This window comes from Vibrio ruber DSM 16370 (genome assembly GCF_900163965.1).
Lineage (GTDB): Bacteria > Pseudomonadota > Gammaproteobacteria > Enterobacterales > Vibrionaceae > Vibrio > Vibrio ruber.
In genome coordinates, this window is record NZ_FULE01000050.1 from 1 (window position 1) to 22,438 (window position 22,438).

General features: G+C 46.5%; 19 protein-coding genes. 7 read left to right on the plus strand and 12 right to left on the minus strand.

All coding sequences use genetic code 11. The annotated features are described in order from the left end of the window. The 5 genes from VR7878_RS17310 to VR7878_RS17330 all read right to left on the minus strand — a co-directional run. Window positions 1-156: transposase (locus tag VR7878_RS17310; RefSeq protein ID WP_139344045.1), on the minus strand; the 156-nt coding region annotated here is incomplete at its 3' end. 183 nt (window positions 157-339) lie between these two features. Next, window positions 340-2,040, minus strand: a complete 1,701-nt coding sequence (locus VR7878_RS17315; RefSeq protein WP_077337291.1) for a hypothetical protein — start codon at window positions 2,038-2,040, stop codon at window positions 340-342. Between the two features lie 24 nt (window positions 2,041-2,064). Further along, entirely contained in the window at window positions 2,065-2,712 is a 648-nt protein-coding gene (locus VR7878_RS17320) for a tellurite resistance TerB family protein (protein WP_077337292.1), read from the minus strand. 716 nt (window positions 2,713-3,428) lie between these two features. Then, on the minus strand, window positions 3,429-5,261 hold the full coding sequence (gene glmS, locus VR7878_RS17325) for a glutamine--fructose-6-phosphate transaminase (isomerizing) (protein WP_077337293.1): 1,833 nt from the start codon (window positions 5,259-5,261) through the stop codon (window positions 3,429-3,431). Between the two features lie 82 nt (window positions 5,262-5,343). Continuing rightward, entirely contained in the window at window positions 5,344-6,114 is a 771-nt protein-coding gene (locus VR7878_RS17330) for a DeoR/GlpR family DNA-binding transcription regulator (RefSeq protein WP_077337294.1), read from the minus strand. Between the two features lie 437 nt (window positions 6,115-6,551). Here VR7878_RS17330 and pykF point away from each other — a divergent pair, with 437 nt between their 5' ends. After that, entirely contained in the window at window positions 6,552-7,964 is a 1,413-nt protein-coding gene (pykF, locus tag VR7878_RS17335) for a pyruvate kinase PykF (protein ID WP_077337295.1), read from the plus strand. A 407-nt stretch (window positions 7,965-8,371) separates the two neighbouring features. Here pykF and VR7878_RS17340 read toward each other — a convergent pair whose 3' ends face one another. The 6 genes from VR7878_RS17340 to tkt all read right to left on the minus strand — a co-directional run bounded on the left by VR7878_RS17340 (window position 8,372) and on the right by tkt (window position 16,224). Beyond that, window positions 8,372-9,052, minus strand: a complete 681-nt coding sequence (locus VR7878_RS17340; protein WP_077337296.1) for an oxidative stress defense protein — start codon at window positions 9,050-9,052, stop codon at window positions 8,372-8,374. A gap of 337 nt (window positions 9,053-9,389) precedes the next feature. After that, window positions 9,390-10,265: a small-conductance mechanosensitive channel MscS gene (mscS, locus tag VR7878_RS17345; RefSeq protein ID WP_077337297.1), complete on the minus strand. Its 876-nt coding sequence runs from the start codon at window positions 10,263-10,265 to the stop codon at window positions 9,390-9,392. A 150-nt stretch (window positions 10,266-10,415) separates the two neighbouring features. Then, window positions 10,416-11,492, minus strand: a complete 1,077-nt coding sequence (fbaA, locus tag VR7878_RS17350; RefSeq protein ID WP_077337298.1) for a class II fructose-bisphosphate aldolase — start codon at window positions 11,490-11,492, stop codon at window positions 10,416-10,418. A 177-nt stretch (window positions 11,493-11,669) separates the two neighbouring features. Then, a complete protein-coding gene (locus VR7878_RS17355; protein WP_077337299.1) occupies window positions 11,670-12,833 on the minus strand; it encodes a phosphoglycerate kinase in 1,164 nt (387 codons plus the stop codon). A 152-nt stretch (window positions 12,834-12,985) separates the two neighbouring features. After that, window positions 12,986-14,011 (minus strand): erythrose-4-phosphate dehydrogenase, encoded by a 1,026-nt coding sequence (gene epd / locus VR7878_RS17360; RefSeq protein WP_077337300.1) that lies wholly within the window; start codon window positions 14,009-14,011, stop codon window positions 12,986-12,988. A gap of 218 nt (window positions 14,012-14,229) precedes the next feature. Continuing rightward, window positions 14,230-16,224, minus strand: a complete 1,995-nt coding sequence (tkt, locus tag VR7878_RS17365; protein ID WP_077337301.1) for a transketolase — start codon at window positions 16,222-16,224, stop codon at window positions 14,230-14,232. A gap of 374 nt (window positions 16,225-16,598) precedes the next feature. Here tkt and metK point away from each other — a divergent pair, with 374 nt between their 5' ends. The 6 genes from metK to ruvX all read left to right on the plus strand — a co-directional run bounded on the left by metK (window position 16,599) and on the right by ruvX (window position 21,363). Further along, a complete protein-coding gene (metK, locus tag VR7878_RS17370) occupies window positions 16,599-17,753 on the plus strand; it encodes a methionine adenosyltransferase (RefSeq protein WP_077337302.1) in 1,155 nt (384 codons plus the stop codon). A gap of 148 nt (window positions 17,754-17,901) precedes the next feature. Beyond that, complete coding sequence (locus VR7878_RS17375) at window positions 17,902-18,414, plus strand: SprT family zinc-dependent metalloprotease (RefSeq protein WP_370737100.1); 513 nt, start codon at window positions 17,902-17,904, stop codon at window positions 18,412-18,414. A gap of 168 nt (window positions 18,415-18,582) precedes the next feature. Beyond that, window positions 18,583-19,314 carry a 16S rRNA (uracil(1498)-N(3))-methyltransferase gene (gene rsmE / locus VR7878_RS17380; protein WP_077337303.1) on the plus strand — a complete coding sequence of 244 codons (732 nt, stop codon included), beginning with the start codon at window positions 18,583-18,585 and terminating at the stop codon, window positions 19,312-19,314. Between the two features lie 30 nt (window positions 19,315-19,344). Then, entirely contained in the window at window positions 19,345-20,292 is a 948-nt protein-coding gene (gene gshB / locus VR7878_RS17385; protein WP_077337304.1) for a glutathione synthase, read from the plus strand. 40 nt (window positions 20,293-20,332) lie between these two features. Next, window positions 20,333-20,896 carry a YqgE/AlgH family protein gene (locus VR7878_RS17390; RefSeq protein WP_077337305.1) on the plus strand — a complete coding sequence of 188 codons (564 nt, stop codon included), beginning with the start codon at window positions 20,333-20,335 and terminating at the stop codon, window positions 20,894-20,896. A gap of 41 nt (window positions 20,897-20,937) precedes the next feature. After that, window positions 20,938-21,363 carry a Holliday junction resolvase RuvX gene (gene ruvX, locus VR7878_RS17395; RefSeq protein WP_077337306.1) on the plus strand — a complete coding sequence of 142 codons (426 nt, stop codon included), beginning with the start codon at window positions 20,938-20,940 and terminating at the stop codon, window positions 21,361-21,363. Between the two features lie 29 nt (window positions 21,364-21,392). Here ruvX and VR7878_RS17400 read toward each other — a convergent pair whose 3' ends face one another. Beyond that, entirely contained in the window at window positions 21,393-22,394 is a 1,002-nt protein-coding gene (locus VR7878_RS17400; protein ID WP_077337307.1) for a type IV pilus twitching motility protein PilT, read from the minus strand. Window positions 22,395-22,438 lie beyond the last annotated feature (44 nt).

A 22,438-nucleotide genomic window follows, 5' to 3' on the forward strand; every position in this document is an offset into this window, starting at 1 on the left:
ATCAGAGGCTTCCATACCACCGTACTTCGATTTCCAGTTATAGTAGGTTGCATCAGAGATCCCGTATTCGCGGCACACTTCATTGACTTTCCTGCCGGCTTCGACTTCCTTCAGGATCTTGACGATTTGCGTTTCTGTATAGCGTGATTTTTTCATCATGCACTCTCCGTTTATTTCAGTGTAAACGGAAAAGCCCTATTTACCCGCGTCCATTTTTTCGGGGAGGGTTACAAAGTGGCTTCGTGAAGTGTCCAGTCCTATTAGTGCAGATCAATCCAGCGCGGGAAACCCATGTGAGTTACCTGTCGGTGAAAGAGCAGAAAGAGCAGAAAGAGCCTGCTAAGTATTTTTACCCGGCTTGCCTGAGTAAAATTGACCAACAAGGTTGCCAACTAGTGGCGTTGTCTCTAGATATTGATCAACTTCATCGGCAATGTCATCGCAGCGGGCAATTCTAAGCTGGGTCTCCTGATCCAACTGGGTCAATACAAATTTGCTGCGCTGGATTTCAATCGCGCCAAACAAGTCCACTCGGTCAAGCAAGTAGCAAACTAGTGATATTCCGATTGCCGATAACGCCCCTACTAGCACTGCAGTCAGCATTCCAGCTATCGGGGCTAACAGAGGCACGCTAAGAATAAACTTCTCAATCGCTTCTTCGACTGCAACACCCGCTACCACAATGCCACCGGATGCAATTAGCTTCATAGCTTCATGAGCGGCCTCACGATAGGACAACCCCTCCTGCGGGAACAGCAGGGTTTTGACCGCCTTGAGCAGGGAAAAGATACCTTCGCGGATCATGCGAACTGCCCGTTTGCCCGTGGTGACAAACGCATTGATAATCACGGTGACGAAATTCGAGATAAAGCCGGAGATAAACCCGCCCGAAAAACCTGCAATTGCATCTTTCCATTTAGCGGCCACGCGCTGGCCAATACGTTTGAGCCGGACTTTAGCATCAGCAAACAGCGATGGGCCTTCCAGCCCCAAGCGGAACACCGCCCGAAGCTCCTCAAATGTCGCAGAGAACAGCTCAATCAGCAAAGTTCCGAATGCCTGTTGTACGCCCATTTTGAAGCCTTCGTTAGCACCGCTAGAAACAACATCATTACAGAATTTTTTGCTGGAATAATATTTCTTGTTGATCGCACTATCTTGTGCTTTCTGAGCCTGTTCGCCCTGGGAGCGAACTTTTTCCGGATCGACTTTTTCCAACTGCTCAAGTTTAGCCAGCTCTTTACACTCTTTATCCGTCAGACTGCTCTGCTGATTCAACTGATTGATACGATCCCTCCGCCCGGCAGATGTGTCTTCAAGGAAGCGGGCAAACTCTTCCGGTGACTTGGCTTTTTTGGAGCGATTAATCGAAGCGTGGGTTGGGATCAGGTTTTCGTTCTGGTTAGCCAGCTCTTCAGTCGATATTCCAGCAAGAACCCGACCGCCATCGTCATGGGTCTGTTTGCCGGAGATCACATGCTCAAGGTCAGTCTTGTCGTGATAGCCCAGCGTATCGCCACTGTAGCAGTCCTCGATACCTACAGTTTTTCTAGAAGTGGAATTACGTCGGTTATGGTCGACATAGTTGGTGTGGCTATGCACAGCGTGAGTATCGTAATCACCTCGCTGCTCGTAATTCTGCTGTGCTTCTTTAGTGGCATAGATGCCTTGACGCGCATTATGGATAGTATCCACATTGCCGCCGACTTTGTCGTAAGCACTTAGCATTTTGCCTAAACCAAAAGGCCCGGCAATAGACTGCAACACATCACGTTGGGCTTTACCCAGCACATCGTTGACCCGTTGCTGCTCAAATGCAGTACGCATTTCCAGCAGCAACGCCTGAGCTTCAGCCGGATCAGCCTCAATGGGACAGGCTAGGTTAGCAGTGTAATCAAGTGAGCTTAAACGAGCGTTATCAACCTCACTGTCTAAAATCTGACCGACCAATTCAGACGATACTGCTTCAAACAGACGCGGCTGTTGTTTACGTTTTTCTCGAAAGGCTTGGCGCTTCTTAAATCTATCCTGCCTGTCCATGACTGATTTCCTTTGACGTTATGCTCATGCTGCAGCTTTCAACTCATTCCATGCCTGGATAAAGGCACTTTCATTTTCATGCACATGACCATCTGCATGTACAACGACATCGATGATTTCGTCCACTAGCTCCAAATCGAGATCCGCGCGCTTAACCAGCTCAAATGCTTCGCGGATATTCAGCGGGCTCTCGTATATCTCGGTTAGTTTTTGCTTAATTTCGTCAGGCAGAGAGCCAAACGCAACACCGGCGATAAACTCATCAATCTGTGTTCGCTCATCGTCACAAAAAGAGCCATCGCAGTGAGCCACAGCCAAGGCTACAGCCTCCATGGCATAAATAGTATCGTAGTAAGCCACTGAATCTTTGAGCTTAGCTACGGCTTGTTTCAGTTTGTTTTCTAGCTGCTGCAACTTAACCGCGTTTTCTGTAACCCCATCAGCTTTACCCTCGCGGTAAGCCTTCTCTTTAATATCATTGTCGCTGTCCATTGCAGCACCAACAGCTGCGCCAACGGCTCCTGCTCCAACTGCAGCAGCAACGGTTCCAGCGCCAGCTAAAGAGCCTGCGAGTGTCGCTGCGCCCAAAATAGATCCACCACCTGTAAACGGAGCAGCAGCAACCGCGCCAACACCAACGGCAACACCACCAAGTACTTTCCAAAAGCTCATAACAACATTCCTTTTTATGTCTTCTATATATCTGTTATCAGCACACGAGCTTGATAAAATCAACTCATTGCATATAGAACAGCTTATTCAAAAATTAAATGAATGCAGTAGGTATATAACCACCTTGTGAAGTGCCTCACCTTTCATTGGCACCATTTACTGGCAGGTTGAGTTATTTACTAAATAAACTCATAGCGTTTTTACTAACCGATGGATTACGTAGTACCACAGGAAAATAGCTTCAAACAACTATCAAGGCTGTTTTAGGGAATTTTTGGCGGTCATGAGAGAGCATTCCTCTTCTAACCATTTTCTCTGTGATTCGAGCTGCCACTAAGTAACCACCCGCCACCATACGATTATGTTGAACCCTTAACTTTGATCCTTACCAGTAATTTTGGATACTGAGTTAATTGAGAACAACGAATAGCAAGGTGAAGCATGGCAATTCAAGAAGAAAGGTAGGAGTAGGACTTCCAGTATCAAAACCCTTAGGTGTAGAGCGTGTATCGTCTGATGCTTATAAATTAGAAAAACTAAGCCAAATAATTCCGTTAGCTTAACCTTAGAACTCTTGCTCTAACCTAAAATATGGCAGCGTCCCGATCCGATCGCTGCCATTTTAGTATGATACTTTAATACTCAGTATGAATCTTTATTACTTATAATGAGACTTTATTCCTCTCCTACACAACAATATTTCTGGTACCTAATCCTTACTCAACTGTAACCGCTTTTGCTAAGTTACGTGGCTGATCGACATCGGTGCCTTTAATTAACGCGACGTGATAAGACAATAGCTGCATTGGGACCGTGTAAAATATCGGGGCGGTGATCTCGTGGACGTGCGGCATCTTGATGATCTTCATCCCCTCACTGTCTTCAAAACCGGCCTTCTCGTCAGCAAAAACATAGAGCAAACCGCCACGAGCGCGGACTTCTTCCACGTTGGATTTGAGTTTTTCCAGCAGGTCATTGTTCGGTGCAATCACTACGACGGGCATATCGGCATCAATCAATGCCAGCGGGCCATGTTTTAGCTCTCCGGCCGCGTAAGCTTCAGCATGGATATAAGAAATTTCTTTGAGTTTCAGTGCCGCTTCCATAGCAATCGGATAATACTCACCACGCCCTAAGAAAAGAGTGTGATTCTTATCCGCAAAATCCTCCGCCAGTGCTTCAATCGCTTTATCAAAGGCTAAAGCACTTTCAATCTGAACAGGTAGTTCATGGATCGCCTGAACGATCTCCGCTTCTTTTTCAGCATCGATATTCCCTTTTTGACGGCCTAAACCGGCCACCAACATCAACATCGCAGCTAACTGAGTGGTGAATGCTTTGGTCGATGCCACACCGATTTCTGTGCCGGCTCGGGTCATAAATGCAAAATCGGATTCACGTACCAGAGACGAACCGGACACATTACAAATCGTCATCGCAGCCATATAGCCTTTTTCTTTTGCGATGCGTAAAGCGGCCAGTGTATCTGCAGTTTCACCAGACTGAGATAAGGTGATCAGCAAGCTGTTGGGGCGAACCACAAAGTTACGGTATCTGAACTCGGAAGCAATTTCTACATCACAACTGACGCCTGCCAGAGATTCAAACCAGTAGCGTGCTGCCATACCAGAGTTATATGATGTCCCGCATGCAATGATCTGAACGTGTTCGACTTTGCTCAAAATCTCTTTCGCATGAGTGCCAATGCTGTCGATGATCACCGAGTTGTGCGTCACCCGACCTTCCATCGTCTGCTTCAGCGCGTTCGGCTGTTCAAAAATTTCTTTTTGCATAAAGTGACGGTATTGACCTTTATCACCGGCATCATGTTCAGCATTCGATTCGATGATCTCACGCTCAACCGGTTGACCTTGCCCGTCAAAAACGGTCACACTCCTACGGGTAATCTCAGCGACATCCCCTTCTTCAAGATACATAAAGCGGCGCGTTACGCTTAATAAAGCCAACTGATCCGAAGCAAGGAAGTTTTCACCGACGCCAAACCCGATCACAATCGGGCTACCTGAACGTGCGACAACCAAGCGGCTGGGATCACGGCGGTCAAGCACAACCGTTCCATATGCCCCTTCGAGCTGTTTGGCAGTTTTCTGCAGGGCTTCAACCAGTGATTCACTCTGGCGCAATTCCCATTCCACTAAGTGGGCAATGACTTCGGTATCGGTCTGAGACTCAAAGACGTAACCCCGGCTTTGAAGCAACTCTCGCAATGCTTCATGATTTTCGATGATGCCATTGTGCACCACGGCTATATCACCGGAGGCATGTGGGTGAGCATTGGTTTCTGAGGGTTCGCCATGTGTCGCCCAGCGGGTATGAGCAATACCGGTTCCACCACTCACATTGGCAGCGTTAACAGCATCGGCCAGTTCCTGCACCTTGCCAAGACGACGAATCCGGGTACAGTGATTCTGTGCATCAACTATCGCAACTCCTGCTGAATCATAACCCCGGTATTCCAGACGACGTAACCCTTCGACCAATATTTCTGCAATATCACGCTGTGCCACGGCACCAACAATTCCACACATAATTCGTAACTCCACTTAAATTTCAATATGTTCTGCTCCGACAAAAAAGCGCTTAAATCCGCGCCATTCTCATCCGAACCATTTAATTCACTTTAGTTTGAATGACTCTCACCTGATTGGCTTCGATCATAGCCACTTGCTCATCCGTAATATTGCTATCGGTCACGAGCACATCGATTCGCTCCCAGCCCAGCTCGAGGTTGGGAATTTTGCGACCAATCTTGTCTGATTCAGCCATCACGACCACTTCACGGGAAACTTCTGCCATAACACGACTGAGCCCTGTCAGCTCATTAAATGTGGTCGTTCCCCGGGACAAATCAATCCCGTCACACCCGATGAACAACTGATCAAAATCGTAAGAACGTAATACCGATTCTGCCACCTGCCCCTGAAAAGATTCAGAATGCGGATCCCAAGTCCCCCCCGTCATCAATAGTGTCGGTTCGTTTTCCAGTTCGTGAAGTGCATTGGCAATCTGCAGGGTGTTCGTCATCACAACTAACCCACGTTTTTCATTTAATTGTTGAATCAACGCAGTGGTTGTACCTCCGCTGTCGATCACAATACGGTGATGATCACGAATCAATTTGGCAGCTTCTCGTGCGAGAGATATCTTTTGAATCGAAATATTTTTATCAAACTCATCAATGACAACTTCTTTCGGTAGCGAAATTGCACCACCATAGCGTCTGAGCAATAGGCCATTTTTTTCTAAAGAGGAAAGATCCTTACGGATCGTTACTTCGGATGTATTAAACCGTTCAGAAAGTTCCTCAACACTGACCTCTCCGATCTGATTGACACGTTGGACAATTTCATGACGTCTTGCTTGAGTGTTTCGTTTCAACATAAATAAAAAACAAATAGGTTTCGATATGAAATATATAATAATCAATTCGAAATATTTTTGTCTATTTATTTCGATAATAAAAATTAATCTTTCATGCTAAAACATTGTCCTAAGACAATTCTTAGGCCGTGATATTCCATTCATTCAGTGTTAGAATTCTGCTCGGTGAAAGTAAGAAAATTACAAAATTGAATGTGTACTTACTGAAAACCCACCTCGCAATGACGAAAACATCGGATCCTTGCGTGGTTTTCACACAAAACAAGCGGTTATGTGTAGTTATAAAATAACCGTTTTGTTGAAAGAGTTTCAGCTTTAAAGTGTATTTGACAGAGAGAAGCAATCGGCTCTTCAAGAGTAAAAGACAAGGGCCACTGACTGCACTTTACGGCACTCACTATCTTTCAAATTGATACAATTATCGGAGCGTATTTTCCATGAAGAAGACCAAAATCGTTTGTACGATTGGCCCTAAAACTGAATCCGTAGAGAAGCTAACAGAACTTGTTAACGCAGGCATGAATGTCATGCGTCTTAACTTCTCTCACGGTGACTACGAAGAGCATGGAACTCGTATTGTGAACTTTCGTCAGGTGATGAAAAACCTTGGCAAGACATTGGCAATTTTGTTGGATACCAAAGGACCGGAAATCCGCACAACAAAGTTAGAAAATGGTGAAGATGTCGAGCTCGTCGCAGGACAAACATTTACGTTTACGACAGATACAACCGTCATCGGTAACCAAGAGCGCGTTGCCGTGACTTACTCAGGTTTTGCACAAGATTTAAGTGTTGGTAATACCATCCTGGTCGATGATGGCCTGCTCGAAATGAAAGTGCTCGAAAAAACAGAAACCGAAGTAACCTGTCAAGTTCTCAACAACGGTGCTTTAGGCGAAAACAAAGGGGTCAACTTACCTGGTGTTTCCGTCAAACTGCCGGCACTTTCAGACAAAGATAAGTCTGATCTGAAATTCGGTTGTGAGCAAGGCGTAGACTTCGTTGCTGCTTCATTTATTCGTAAAGCAGACGACGTCCGTGAAATCCGTGAATTCCTTGCTGCACACGGCGGTCAGGATATTCAAATCATTTCTAAAATTGAAAACCAGGAAGGCGTTGATAATTTCGATGAAATCCTCGAATTGTCTGACGGTATCATGGTTGCCCGGGGTGATCTAGGGGTTGAAATCCCGGCAGAAGAAGTCATCTTTGCTCAAAAAATGATGATTGAAAAATGTAACCGTGCCAGAAAAGTAGTCATTACTGCAACTCAAATGCTCGATTCTATGATTAAGAATCCACGTCCGACTCGTGCAGAAGCGGGAGACGTTGCAAATGCGATCATGGATGGTACTGATGCAGTGATGCTATCCGGTGAAACGGCGAAAGGTAAATACCCGGTAGAAGCGGTACGTATCATGGCTCAAATCGCAGCGCGCACAGACAGTGCTCAAAAAGCTGAGCTGGGTTCTCGACTCGACAGCCCTCGCCTGAGAATTACAGAAGCCGTATGTAAAGGGGCAGTTGATACAGCTGAAAAGCTGGCTGCACCACTGATCGTTGTTGCAACTCAAGGCGGAAAATCAGCGCGTTCTGTCAGAAAATATTTCCCGACAGCACACATCATCGCTTTGACGACTAACCAGAAAACTGCAGCACAACTAGTCTTAACGAAAGGTGTTACGCCAATCGTTGTTGATTCAATTGCCAGCACAGATGATTTCTATATCTCTGGTAAGAAATTGGCTCTGGAAACAGAATTGGGCCGTAAAGGCGATATCGTCGTCATGGTTTCTGGTGCCTTAGTTGCTTCAGGAACAACCAACACCGCATCGGTTCATGTACTGTAATTGAGCCTATGCACCGCTCAAAAAGCGGCAAAAACAAACGGGGCGCTGAAGCGCCCCGTTTTCTTTGACTTTCGTCGAACTTACCAACCGAAAAATTCTTTATTATGTGTATTCAACAGCAACACCATCGGTAAAAAATACAACGCACTCAATTTAATACCGAGGATCACTAAAGAACCAATTGTTAATCTCACCAGAAAATGATTCAACATACCACTTAGCCTCATTTGCCCAGTATCTTGGTCTCCTTATAATTTTTTCACTTCTCTTTAGATGGGTAAAATTGTTGTTCCGGTCAACGCTGGGGCGATAAATTCAATAAGGCTGGTAGTATACCAACTTTGATAAATTGCTCAATATTCAACCAATGTTAAACTTTCGTCTAAGACTGACTGACGCAGACCAAATTAGTTCAAGCGATATAACACATCAACGCTGTCGCTGATCACAATCGTCTTATCCTGGTAATCCTGCAAACCTTCTTTCTCATTCATAGAAACAGCACGCATCATCATCGGCTTAGCTTGCTGGGAGTGATAATCGACCTGCCATACCGGACCGAGCGTCCGTTTGAATCCTTTGGCGATCGACAGGGCTTTCGTTGACGCATCCTGAATCGCTTTATCTCTCGCCTGAGCCTGATATTTCTGATGATCTTTCACCTGAAGTGTAATGCGATCAATGCGGTTAATCCCGGATTCCAGCGCCGCATCCAGAAACTCATTCAATTTATCCAATTGAGCAACCGACACGGTCACACTACGGCTTGCCCGATAACCAACCAATTCAGGCTTCCCTTCGTCAGGATAGTGATACTGGGGGGCAAGGGATAGATTAGAACTGGAAATTTGTTCAGCTTTAGCGCCTAGTTCCTGTAATTGTTTTGAGAATTGGCGCACAACGGTATCCACACTCTCTTTCGCCTGTTCTGCATTCAGTGTCGATTGCTCAACCTGAACAGAAAATACAGCACTGTCGGGCACCACTGTGACTTCACCAAATCCGGTTACAGATATATGTGGGAAGTTCACTTCCGCTGCATAACCGTGTAGACAAAACATCATTAAACTCAGAATCATCAACCGCATAACTTTCACTCCCACATAACATATTAAGAATTATTCTCAAATCTTCTCTGATGCAGAATTCATCACACTGAATCCTTATTTTGAAACCACTCAGGTATTCAATCATAGGATAATTTGATTGTAATTAAATCTGCCTGTGACAAAAATAACAAAACGCTAACGACAGTCTTAAATAGCAAGAAAACATACCAGTTTTGAAAATATCGGATCTCGCATTTTCTGGCCGTGAATCAATACATCACAGGTTCTCTGCCAGAAAAGAGAATACCTCCTGCTATGAATGTGGAAGGCATAAAAAAGCGGTGTATCACGACACCGCTTTGCTCAGGAAATGGCATTAATCGGCTTTATCCACTTTGTTCAAATGAACACTCATTTGTGGGAATGGGATTTCAATATCATTTGCATCAAGTGCTTGTTTAATATTCATCATTAAATCGAAATAAACCGGCCAATAATCTGCGGTTTTTACCCAAGGCCGAACAACAAAGTTCACCGATGAATCTGCCAAAGTATGAACACCTATCGTTACATCAGGATCTTTCAAAATACGGTCATCACGTTCAACCGTCTCACGCAGAACTTGTTTGGTCTTCTGTAAATCAGCGGAATAAGAAACACCGATCATCAGATCGATTCTGCGTGTTGCATGACGTGAGTAGTTGGTAATCGCCCCGCCGATAACAGAAGAATTCGGCACGACAACCATTTTATTATCCGGGGTTTTCAAAATCGTTTGAAAGATTTGGATACTTTCCACAGAGCCGGCAACACCAGCTACTTCGACATAGTCGCCGGATTTAAACGGGCGGAATGCAACAATCAAAATGCCGGCAGCAAAGTTTGACAGAGAGCCCTGAAGCGCTAAACCAACCGCTAAACCGGCAGCACCAATCACTGCGACAACCGATGCGGTTTGTACTCCGATACGGCCTAATGCAGCAATCAGAACAATGACAAATAACAAATAGCGCACCAAGCCGTGAATAAATTCAATAACGGCCGGATCCATATCCTTTTTACGCAAAACCTTAGCAACGCTACCAGCAATGACTTTGACGAAAATATTACCAAAGAACAGAATCAGAAGAGCAGCGATAATATTCACACCATACTGTAATAAGATATCCGAGTTATTTTCTAACCAGCCATTCACCTGAGATAAGCTATCAGACAAAGGTATTGCGTCATTCATGAGTGATTCTCCAGCCATTTATTTTCCCTCTTTTTATCATAAAACTGATTATTTTCTACGATATCAACTATCAAACAAGTCATATCAACGCCACACTGATTATATCAGTTATAAAAAAACCCGCTCATCAGAACGGGTTTTCTAACAATAATTTGATATGAATTCAAATTATAGCACGTCAATCGCATTCAAATCTGCAAATGCTTTTTCAAGACGCTTCACCATAGATGCTTGGCCGGCACGCAACCAAACACGTGGATCATAGTATTTCTTATTCGGCGCATCTTCACCAGTCGGGTTACCGATTTGGCCTTGCAGATAATCGTGGTTGTCCGCTTCATACTGACGGATACCATCCCATGTTGCCCACTGAGTATCAGTATCGATGTTCATTTTGATCACACCGTAGCTGATTGATTCTTGGATTTCCGCTTCGCTGGAACCAGAACCGCCATGGAATACAAAGTTCAGAGAGTTTTCAGGCAGACCGAATTTTTCAGAAACATGTGCCTGAGAATCACGCAGGATCGTTGGTGTCAATACAACGTTACCTGGTTTGTAAACACCGTGGACGTTACCGAAAGAAGCAGCAATCGTGAAACGGTGGCTGATAGCATTCAGTTTTTCGTATGCATAAGCAACATCTTCAGGAGAAGTGTACAGCTCAGAAGTGTCCATATCTGAGTTATCAACGCCATCTTCTTCACCGCCGGTACAACCCAGTTCGATTTCAAGCGTCATGTTCATTTTTGCCATGCGCGCTAGATATTTTTCACAAATCTCGATGTTTTCTTCCAGAGTTTCTTCTGACAGGTCAATCATGTGAGAAGAGAACAGTGGCTTACCTGTTTCAGCGAAGAATTTTTCACCGGCATCCAGCAGACCATCGATCCATGGCAGCAGTTTTTTAGCTGCATGGTCAGTATGAAGAATGACAGGCACACCATAAGCTTCAGCAACGGTATGAACATATTTGGCACCAGCAATCGCACCCAGAATCTGAGTTTGCTGACCTTCAAGTTTCAATCCTTTACCGGCAAAGAAGCCAGCGCCACCGTTAGAAAACTGAACAATCACCGGAGACTTAACTTTTGCAGCTGCTTCCAGTACCGCGTTTACAGAATCAGTACCGACACAATTAACAGCTGGCAGTGCAAATTTATTTTCTTTCGCTACTTGAAAGACTTTCTGAACATCATCGCCAGAAATGACTCCTGGTTTTACAAAATCGAAGACCTTAGACATGGATTTGATCCTATTTTCTGTCGTTTAAAATAAAACTATTTAATCAATTTTTACAAACGTATGCTGTAGGTGTTTACCTGTAATGGCAACTATTCTAGCAAATAACCATCGTTCTTGCACAATTGCCGCCGGAGGTAAACAGAAAGCGGGAGTCGTATCTTCTCCCGCTTGATATCATCATGCTTTTGCGCGCGCTTCCAGCATTTCAACAGCTGGTAAAGTTTTTCCTTCAACAAACTCAAGGAAAGCACCACCGCCAGTCGAGATATATGAGACATCCGCTTTAATACCGAATTTATCAATTGCAGCCAGCGTATCACCGCCACCGGCAACAGAGAAACCTTCTGAATCAGCGATTGCTTGAGAGATACCTTTGGTACCTGCTTCAAAATTCTTGAATTCGAAAACACCGACAGGGCCATTCCAAAGAATTGTTTTTGCTTCTTTCAGAATTTTTGCCAGAGCCGCAGTTGAGTCAGGACCTAAGTCGAAAATCATGTCGTCGTCTTGAACTTCAGATACGTCTTTGATTTCTGCTTCTGCATTTTCGTCAAACGCTTTGGCACAGGCAACGTCAGTTGCAACCGGGATAGCACACTCGTCCATCAGTTTTTTCGCAGTCTCAACAAGGTCAGCTTCATACAGAGACTTACCGACATTATGGCCGGCTGCTGCGATAAAGGTATTCGCGATACCGCCACCGACAACTAATTGGTCAGCAATTTTTGACAACGACTCAAGCACAGTCAGTTTGGTTGAAACTTTTGAACCACCAACAATCGCAACCATCGGACGAGCCGGGTTATCCATCGCTTTACCCAATGCATCCAGCTCATTTGCCAGCAAAGGACCGGCACACGCAATCGGTGCGTGCATACCCACACCGTGAGTTGATGCCTGCGCACGGTGAGCGGTACCAAATGCGTCCATCACAAATACGTCACACAGTGCTGCATATTGTTTAGACAGCGCTTCATCATTTTTCTTCTCGCCTTTGTTAAAGCGAACATTCTCAAGCACAACTAATTCACCGGCATTGAGTGTTAAGCCATTCAGATAATCTTTGGCGAGTTTCACTTCACAATCCAGTGCATCTTGTAAGTAGTTAACGACTGGTTGAAGTGAGAATTCCTCTGCATATTCACCTTCAGTCGGACGACCGAGGTGAGATGTCACCATGACTTTTGCACCAGCTGCAAGACAGTGTTTAATCGTTGGCAGTGATGCCAAGATCCGTGCATCTGATGTTACTTTGCCATCTTTTACCGGCACATTCAGATCGGCACGAATAAATACGCGTTTACCTGCTAAATCCAGGTCAGTCATCTTGATTACAGACATGGTTGTCCCCTCAAATTGCAATATTGGAAAATATTTTGACAGTTCCGCAACCCTGCCGAACCATCGTTTATCTTGATATTGTATTCACCCGTCGCAGCCATCTTATTTATTTCGCTCTAAAAAATAAATACATCTTCGTTCTCGGTAAACTGCTACTGTAGTGAATCCATTGCTAAAGCCGTATCCAACATACGGTTCGCAAAACCCCATTCGTTATCGCACCAGACCAGCATTTTTACCAGCCGTCCGTTACTGACTCTTGTTTGTGACCCGTCAACAATGGCGCTATGCGCATCATGATTGAAATCGGTCGAAACAAGTGGAGCTTCAGTATAGTCAACAATGCCCCGTAATGTACACTGTGAAGCATCAATTATGGTTTGATTTACGTCATTAACTTTAACATTTGTGTTAATTGTGACACTTAAGTCCATCGCGGTAACGTTCACCGTCGGCACCCGTACGGAAATGGCTTCAAACTTATTTAAAAACTTGGGAAAAATGCGCTCGATCCCTTTATGTAACTTGGTGTCTACCGGAATAATCGACTGGCTGGCCGCACGGGTTCTGCGCAAATCATGATGATAGGCATCAATCACCGGTTGATCATTCATGGCCGAATGAATGGTGGTGATGGTACCGGAATCAATGCCAAAATTCTCATCCAACACTTTGATAATCGGTACAATACAATTGGTTGTACACGAGCCATTAGAAACAATGCGATGCTCGGCTTTCAACGAATCATGGTTAACCCCATAGATAATAGTATTATCTAAGTTATGGCCTCCGGGGTGTGAAAAAAGAACCTGCCGTGCCCCGGCTTCCAAATGGGCGAGCCCATCCTCCCGACTGCCAAAAACACCGGTACAATCGAGCACGATATCGATGTCCAGATCATTCCACGGTAGACGTTTCGGCTCAGGTAAATGAAGAATCCGGATTGCATCAGATCGGCCATCATCATGGCTGATATACAAATGCTCTTGATCATGACGAACCTTTTTAAAAAACCGGCCATGACTCGAGTCATACTGGAGGAGATGAGCCATCGCGTCAGGTTGAGCCAGTTCATTGACGGCCACCACTTCAATATGCTGGTTCTTGCCACTTTCATAGACAGCTCGCAAAATATTCCGGCCAATCCGGCCAAAACCATTGATGGCGATTCTTAGCATTTCTTCCCTCACCTTTTATTCTTATTCTTGATTTCAATTAGAGTGATGATAGTAACGGATAGTCTAAAAAATAACATGGGTTATCTCTTTCCGTAGCAGCATGATATCAACGACAGACAGACTTGCTGACCGCAAGTATCACGGCAGACCTATCATCCGAAGAAAAAAATGCCGGACAGTCGCCCGGCATCAGTTCATGAGTCGTTATCGCCTTGTATTTACCCTAAAGACAACGCGACTTCGACGACATTCTCGACAGTAAAGCCGAACAGTTTGAACAACTCGCCCGCCGGTGCTGACTCACCAAAGCTGGTCATGCCGACAATCCGGCCATTGAGACCGACATATTTGTACCAGTAATCGGCAATACCCGCTTCAATCGCAACACGTGCTGTCACCGCAGCAGGCAGTACCGCTTCACGGTAAGCCGCATCCTGACGGTCAAATGCATCGGTTGAAGGCATCGAAACCACTCGTACCTGCTTGCCTTTTGCTGTCAGCTCCGCTGCTGCCTGAACCGCCAAATCCACTTCAGAGCCGGTCGCAATCAGAATCAAATCCGGTGTGCCCTGACAATCTTTGAGGATGTAGCCGCCTTTGGCGATGTTTGCCACCTGAGTCGCATCACGCTCCTGCTGAGCCAGATTCTGACGTGAGAAAATCAACGCTGTCGGTGCATCTTTGCGTTCAATCGCCAGTTTCCACGCCACGGCCGATTCAACCTGGTCACAAGGACGCCAGGTGCTCATATTCGGGGTCAGACGCAGGGTCGCCATTTGCTCCACCGGCTGGTGGGTCGGGCCATCTTCACCCAGACCAATCGAATCGTGCGTGTAGACCTGAATGTTCTGCACTTTCATCAGTGCCGCCATCCGCATCGCATTACGCGCGTATTCCATAAACATCAGGAAGGTGGCCCCGTAAGGAATAAACCCGCCATGCAGCGCAATCCCGTTGATGATGGCCGTCATGCCGAATTCACGCACACCGTAATGGATATAGTTACCGGACGCATCTTCAGCCGTCAGTGATTTCGAGCCAGACCACATGGTCAGGTTGGACGGTGCTAAGTCAGCCGAGCCGCCCATAAACTCAGGAAGTAATTTACCGAAAGCTTCCAGTGTATTTTGCGACGCCTTGCGTGATGCAATTGTCGCCGGATTCGCTTGCAGCTCAGCAATAATTTGATTGGTTTGCGTTTCCCAGTCAGCCGGTAGCTCACCATTGACCCGACGCTTGAATTCAGCCGCCAGCTCAGGGTAAGCCGCCTGATATGCAGCAAACTTGTCATTCCATGCCGCTTCTTTGGCAGCACCGGATTCTTTCGCATCCCACTGCGCATAAATGTCAGCCGGAATTTCAAACGGGCCATATTCCCAGCCCAGTTGCTCACGCGTTGCCTTGATTTCATCCGCACCCAGCGGGGCACCGTGACAATCATGCGAGCCGGATTTGTTCGGTGAGCCAAAACCAATCACCGTTTTCGTACAAATCAGCGTCGGACGCGATGTTTCTGCTTTTGCCGCTTCAATTGCCGCTTCAATCGCCGCAGAATCGTGGCCGTCGACTGCCGGAATAACATGCCAGCCGTATGCTTCAAAGCGTTTGGCCGTGTCATCGCTGAACCAGCCGTCAACATGGCCGTCAATCGAAATCCCGTTGTCATCCCAAAACGCAATCAGCTTGCCCAGCCCCAAAGTCCCGGCCAGAGAGCAGGCTTCATGAGATATCCCTTCCATCAGACAGCCGTCCCCGAGGAAAGCATAAGTGTGATGGTCAACAATGGTGTGTTGGTCACGGTTGAACTGTGCCGCGAGCGCTTTTTCAGCAATCGCCATCCCGACCGCATTGGTGATACCTTGTCCCAGCGGACCGGTGGTGGTTTCAATCCCCGGAGCATAGCCGTATTCCGGGTGACCCGGTGTTTTGGAATGGAGCTGACGGAAGTTCTTCAGGTCATCAATCGACAGGTCATAACCGGTCAGATGCAACAATGAATAAATCAGCATCGAGCCGTGGCCGTTAGAGAGGACGAAACGGTCGCGGTCAGCCCAATTCGGGTTTTGTGGGTTGTGGTTCAGATGAGAGCGCCACAGCACTTCAGCGATATCCGCCATCCCCATCGGGGCGCCGGGGTGACCTGAATTGGCTTGTTGAACACCATCCATACTTAAAGCGCGGATCGCATTCGCGAGACGTTTTTGGGAAGACATGTCAGCTCCTGAAAGTCATAAAGCAAAAAATGAATAAAGTAGATTACGACGAAACAACACCGTATTTAAAAATACTATATTAAAAAAAGCACCATATTGTCGCAAAGCCCTTTCCTTGGCGCAATCGATTTACTGTCCCAATAAATGCGCTATCTGTCGCAGATTTGTCGGTTATTTTTCACAAGTCAAAAATTCCGCGCCCTCCCTATACGCATCAGGATGTTTATTGGTCACGAAAAAAGGCTTGTAATTCCGTTTATGCTGCATAAAATAGACGTCTAGATGTAAAAACATCTCTTGCGCTTAGCGCTTGTTTGCAAATAATTTCGAGTAAGTGTTCAGTATGACTTGCTCATCATCTGAGTGGAGTTCTCATGACAAAGCATCTGTTTACTTCTGAATCCGTATCAGAAGGACATCCCGATAAAATTGCTGATCAAATTTCCGATGCCGTACTTGATGCGATTTTAGAACAAGACCCGAAAGCGCGTGTTGCCTGTGAAACCTATGTCAAAACAGGCATGGTCATGGTTGGTGGCGAAATCACGACATCAGCTTGGGTTGATATTGAAGAATTAACCCGTACCACCGTCCGTGAAATCGGCTATACCCATTCAGATATGGGATTTGATGCTGACTCTTGCGCGGTTTTAAATACCATCGGCAAACAGTCTCCCGATATTAATCAGGGCGTTGATCGCGCTGACCCGAAAGAGCAAGGCGCCGGTGACCAAGGTATCATGTTTGGTTACGCGACGAATGAAACCGACGTGCTGATGCCTGCACCAATCACGTACGCACACCGTCTGGTACAACGTCAGTCAGAAGTACGCAAAAACGGCACTCTGCCTTGGTTGCGTCCGGATGCAAAATCACAGGTCACTTTCCAATACAACGAAGGCAAGATTGTCGGGATCGATGCAGTCGTACTATCCACGCAACACAGCGACTCGATTTCAACCGATTCACTGAGAGAAGCGGTGATGGAAGAGATCATCAAACCAACACTGCCGAGCGAATGGTTAACGAAAGAAACCAAATATTTTATCAACCCGACCGGTCGTTTCGTCATCGGTGGCCCGATGGGTGACTGTGGTCTGACGGGGCGTAAAATCATTGTTGATACATACGGTGGTGCAGCGCGTCACGGTGGTGGTGCTTTCTCCGGGAAAGATCCATCAAAAGTTGACCGCTCCGCAGCCTACGCAGCACGTTATGTTGCGAAGAACATTGTTGCTGCCGGTCTGGCAGATCGTTGTGAAATTCAATTGTCTTATGCGATCGGTGTAGCGGATCCGACCTCAATCATGATTGAAACTTTCGGCACCGAAAAAGTCGCACACGACATCATCATTGAAGCAGTTCGTCACTACTTCGACCTCCGTCCGTACGGACTTCAGGAAATGCTTAATCTGTTACAGCCGATTTATAAAAAGACAGCGGCTTACGGTCACTTCGGCCGCGATGAATTCCCATGGGAAGCAACCGATAAATCAGCATTACTGCGAGACTTTGCCGGTCTGAAATAAGCCGGAGCTGTTCTTACACAATATTATTTTTAACATCAGGCCCTCCATTCGGAGGGCTTGCTTATATGTCCAGAAACCGACATGATAAGTAGCTTGTATTTTCACGTCCCACAACTTGAAATGCCCCAAAAGATAAAGGTAGAAAAACGTGTCAGCCTCACCGATACCCGCTGAACTCCATACCCGGGTTACTGCTTGTATCCAGTCTTGTATTGAGCAAGCGTCGCGCTACTTTCAACATCCTTTCCCCCAACCGGCCCTCAGCTATCAGTTACGTGGGAAAGCAGCCGGTAAAGCCTATTGCCACCTCTGGGAAGTTCGCTTAAACCCGGTGTTATTGCTTGAAAATCAAAGCGAGTTTTTACAACAAGTGATTCCCCATGAAATTGCGCATCTGCTGGTTCACCATCTTTACGGGCGAGTCAGACCACATGGTTCAGAGTGGCAATCGGTAATGCTGCAGGTATTCAATTTACCACCGCAGACGACACATCAATTTGATACCCGTTCGGTCACGGGAGAAACCTTTGCATATCATTGTCAGTGTCAGACGTTTTCGCTGTCGGTTCGCCGCCACCGAAAAGTACAGCGCCAGCAAGCCATCTATCGTTGTACCCGATGTCATCAACCATTGAGATACAATGGTGACGGGCATGCATGACAAACTAAATTTTTCCTTTTAGTTTTCAACCGTTGCTCTTGTAATTTAAGTCTGCAGCGCCCATCTTATACCCAATTAAAGCGACAAGCCTTGCCTGAATGATGGCAAGCTTGTTAAGAACCACCCTGCGAACAAACCGGTTCAGGAACAATCGATTCAGGAAAATCTATGAGAATGCCCCGTATCTACCACCCGGAGAACATCTCCCCCGTGAGTCTGGTGACATTAAGTGAAGATGCCGCCGGTCATATTGGTCGCGTGCTGAGAATGCAAACAGGGCAGGAAATCTTATTGTTTGACGGCCATGGCGCAGAGTATCCGGCCATATTGGCCGAAGTCAGTAAAAAAACAGTGACTGCGCAAGTCGGAGAAGCCGTTGTTCGCGACAATGAATCCCCCTTGCACCTGCATCTTGGTCAGGTGATTTCACGCGGAGACAAAATGGAATTTACCATTCAAAAATCCGTAGAGCTCGGTGTGAATACCATCACCCCGCTGTTGTCAGAACGGTGTGGTGTCAAACTGGATCAAAAACGCTTTGAGAAAAAATTGCAACAATGGCAAAAAATTGTCATTGCAGCCTGTGAACAATGCGGCCGCAATACGATTCCTGAGATCAGACCGATCATGTCACTGGCAGACTGGTGCAGTGAAGCAACAGACGCGATAAAACTGAACCTTCATCCTCGTGCATCGTATTCAATCAATACCCTGCCGGCACCGGACAAAGGCATCCGGCTGCTCATCGGTCCGGAAGGTGGTCTGTCTGCTGAAGAAATTCAGATGACTAAAAATCATCAATTTGAAGAAATATTACTCGGTCCCCGCGTACTCAGAACAGAAACGGCAGCCTTAACGGCGATTACCGCCCTGCAAGTGCGTTTTGGTGACCTCGGCTAAATAGCCAATTGAATAGTTGGAGAATAAAAAATGATTAAACTAGGCGTTGTGATGGATCCGATTGAAGCGATCAACATCAAAAAAGACACCACTTTTGCAATGATGCTTGAGGCACAGCGTCGTGGCTATGAAGTTCACTATATCAGAATGGATGGTCTGCATTTAGATCAAGGCGTGGCTTATGCCGACACCCAAATTGTGCATCTGCAGGAAGATCCGAACCACTGGTATGATATTCAATCCAGCCAGAATATCGCCCTGTCTGAGCTTGATGCGGTACTGATGCGTAAAGATCCCCCATTTGATACTGAATACATCTACGCGACCTATATTCTGGAAAGAGCCGAAGAACAGGGCACCCTGATTGTCAATAAACCGCAGAGTCTGCGTGACTGTAATGAGAAGTTGTTTACGGCGTGGTTCCCCGAATTAACACCAACAACCATCGTGACCCGCAAAGCAGAGAAAATCAAAGCGTTTCAACAACAGCACGGTGATATTATCCTTAAACCGCTGGACGGAATGGGTGGCGCGTCGATCTTCCGTGTGAAATCAGGTGATCCGAACCTTTCCGTGATTATTGAAACCCTGACCAACCAAGGTCAGAATTACTGCATGGCGCAAACCTTTGTACCGGATATCAGTAATGGGGATAAACGTATTCTGGTGGTTGACGGTGAGCCGATGCCATACTGTCTGGCCCGAATTCCGCCCAAAGGTGAAACACGAGGTAATCTGGCAGCCGGTGGTACCGGAGAAGCCCGGCCGCTGACGGAAACTGATCGTCAAATCGCGGAAAAAATCGCACCGACACTCAAGGAAAAAGGCTTAATCTTTGTCGGTCTCGATGTGATTGGTGATAAACTCACCGAGATTAATGTCACCAGCCCAACCTGTGTCCGGGAAATTGAAGCGAAATATCAAATTTCAATTACAGGCAAGCTCATGGACGCTATCGAGCGTCGCGTAAACGCATAAATGATGTAGAATTTTACGCTGAATAATGAGGGCTCATCTGATGAATTTAACCAATCATTTTCTTGTAGCGATGCCGGGAATGCAGGATCCGTACTTCAAGAACAGTGTGATTTACATTTGTGAACATAATGAAGAAGGTGCGATGGGGCTGATGATCAATGCCCCGACTGACATTACGATAGAAACCATGCTCAAACAGGTCGATATTGCTCCGCTTTATCCGCAGGAGCATACCGAGAGCCTGAAGAGCCCTGTTTTTAACGGAGGCCCGATTTCTTCTGATCGCGGTTTTATTCTACATCGCCCGAAAGATTATTATGAATCCAGCCTGCAAATGACCGATGAGCTGAGTGTCACGACGTCTAAAGATATTCTGGCCGTGCTGGGCACAGACGCAGAACCCAGTCATTATCTGGTTACACTCGGCTACTCAGGTTGGGAAGCCGGGCAACTGGAAAGTGAGTTGGTTGATAATTCATGGCTGACCATTGAAGCGGATCCTGATGTCATTTTTAACACACCGATTCATGAAAAGTGGGATCGCGCGGTCAAAAAACTGGGCATCACTCCGGCACAGCTATCAACGATGGCCGGACACGCTTAACACCACAAAGTCAAGCGGATCTATTGAGTAAAGAGTAAAACATGTCCAAAACCATCATGGCCTTTGATTATGGCACCAAGAGTATCGGCAGTGCAGTCGGTCAGGAAATCACCGGAACAGCATCCCCCCTGAAAGCTTTCCCGGCCAAAGACGGTATCCCGAGATGGGAAGATATTGAGAAGCAGATTACGGAATGGAAGCCCGACCTTATCATCGTCGGCTTACCCACCGATTTACACGGCAAAGACTTAGACACCATTACACCGCGGGCGAAAAAATTTGCCAACCGTCTGCACGGCCGTTTCGGTTTACCGGTTGAACTGCATGATGAACGTCTGTCCACCACCGAAGCGCGTAGTACGCTCTTTGAACAAGGCGGCTTTCGGGCGCTGAAAAAAGGCAATGTCGACTGTCAGTCAGCCGTTATCATTCTCGAGAGCTGGTTTGAAGCACAGTGGGGCGAGTAATTCCCCCACGTTCTCTTCTGACTCTGTTTTCAATTCGCCTCCTGTAAAACTATCCCGAGATTCAATAAACGCTGTCGGTCTTGCAGCATGGTTCTCATGCCACGGCCAGCGCCAGCCTGCATGACGGATTCAATCTGAGGCAGGCGGTTTTCCCGAATCAAATTCCGCACAGCAGAAGTCGCTATCAACACTTCATAACAACCGACGCGTCCGCCCCCGACTCTGGGCAATAACTGCTGAGCAATCACGGCCTGAAGCGATTCGGCCAATACACTGCGAACTCTGCCTTGTTCATCCGCGGGAAAAACATCAATGATCCGATCAATCGATTGAGCAGCATTCCGGGTATGTAATGTTGCCAACACCAAGTGCCCGGTTTCCGCAGCGGTCAACGCTAACCGAATAGTTTCCGGATCCCGCAGTTCACCAATCAGCAACACATCAGGATCTGCTCTTAATGCTGCACGGAGCGCATCCGCAAACGAGGCACTGTCACGCCCGATTTCCCGGTGATGAACTAAAGACTGCTGAGAAGAGTGAACAAACTCAACCGGATCTTCAATTGTCACGATATGCTTCGCATCACGGCCGTTGATTGCATCGAGCATCGCAGCCAGCGTGGTCGACTTGCCTGAACCTGTCGCCCCCGTGACCAGTACCAGCCCCTGACGATAACGACAAATATCAGCCACAATATCGGGTACATCAAGTGATTGTAACGTCGGAATATCACTCGGGATGTAGCGCATCACTGCTGCATAACCTCTATTTTGAACAAAACGGTTCACTCTGAAACGGCCATATTCACTCTGATAACACCAATCGACTTCTTTGGCAGCACAACATTGTTGACGTTGGGCGGTCGTCATCATCGATTCCGTCAAAGCCAGTACCGTTTGACTGGATAAAATTTCACATTCCAGCTTTTTCAATGTGCCATCAATGCGTAACATCGGCGGATGGCTTGCAGAAAGATGTAGATCAGATGCGTTATGTTTTACACTAAGAGCCAATAACGTTGATATATTCATGGGTTGATTCAGTCATTCGTTTTTATCGGGGAAATACATCGATT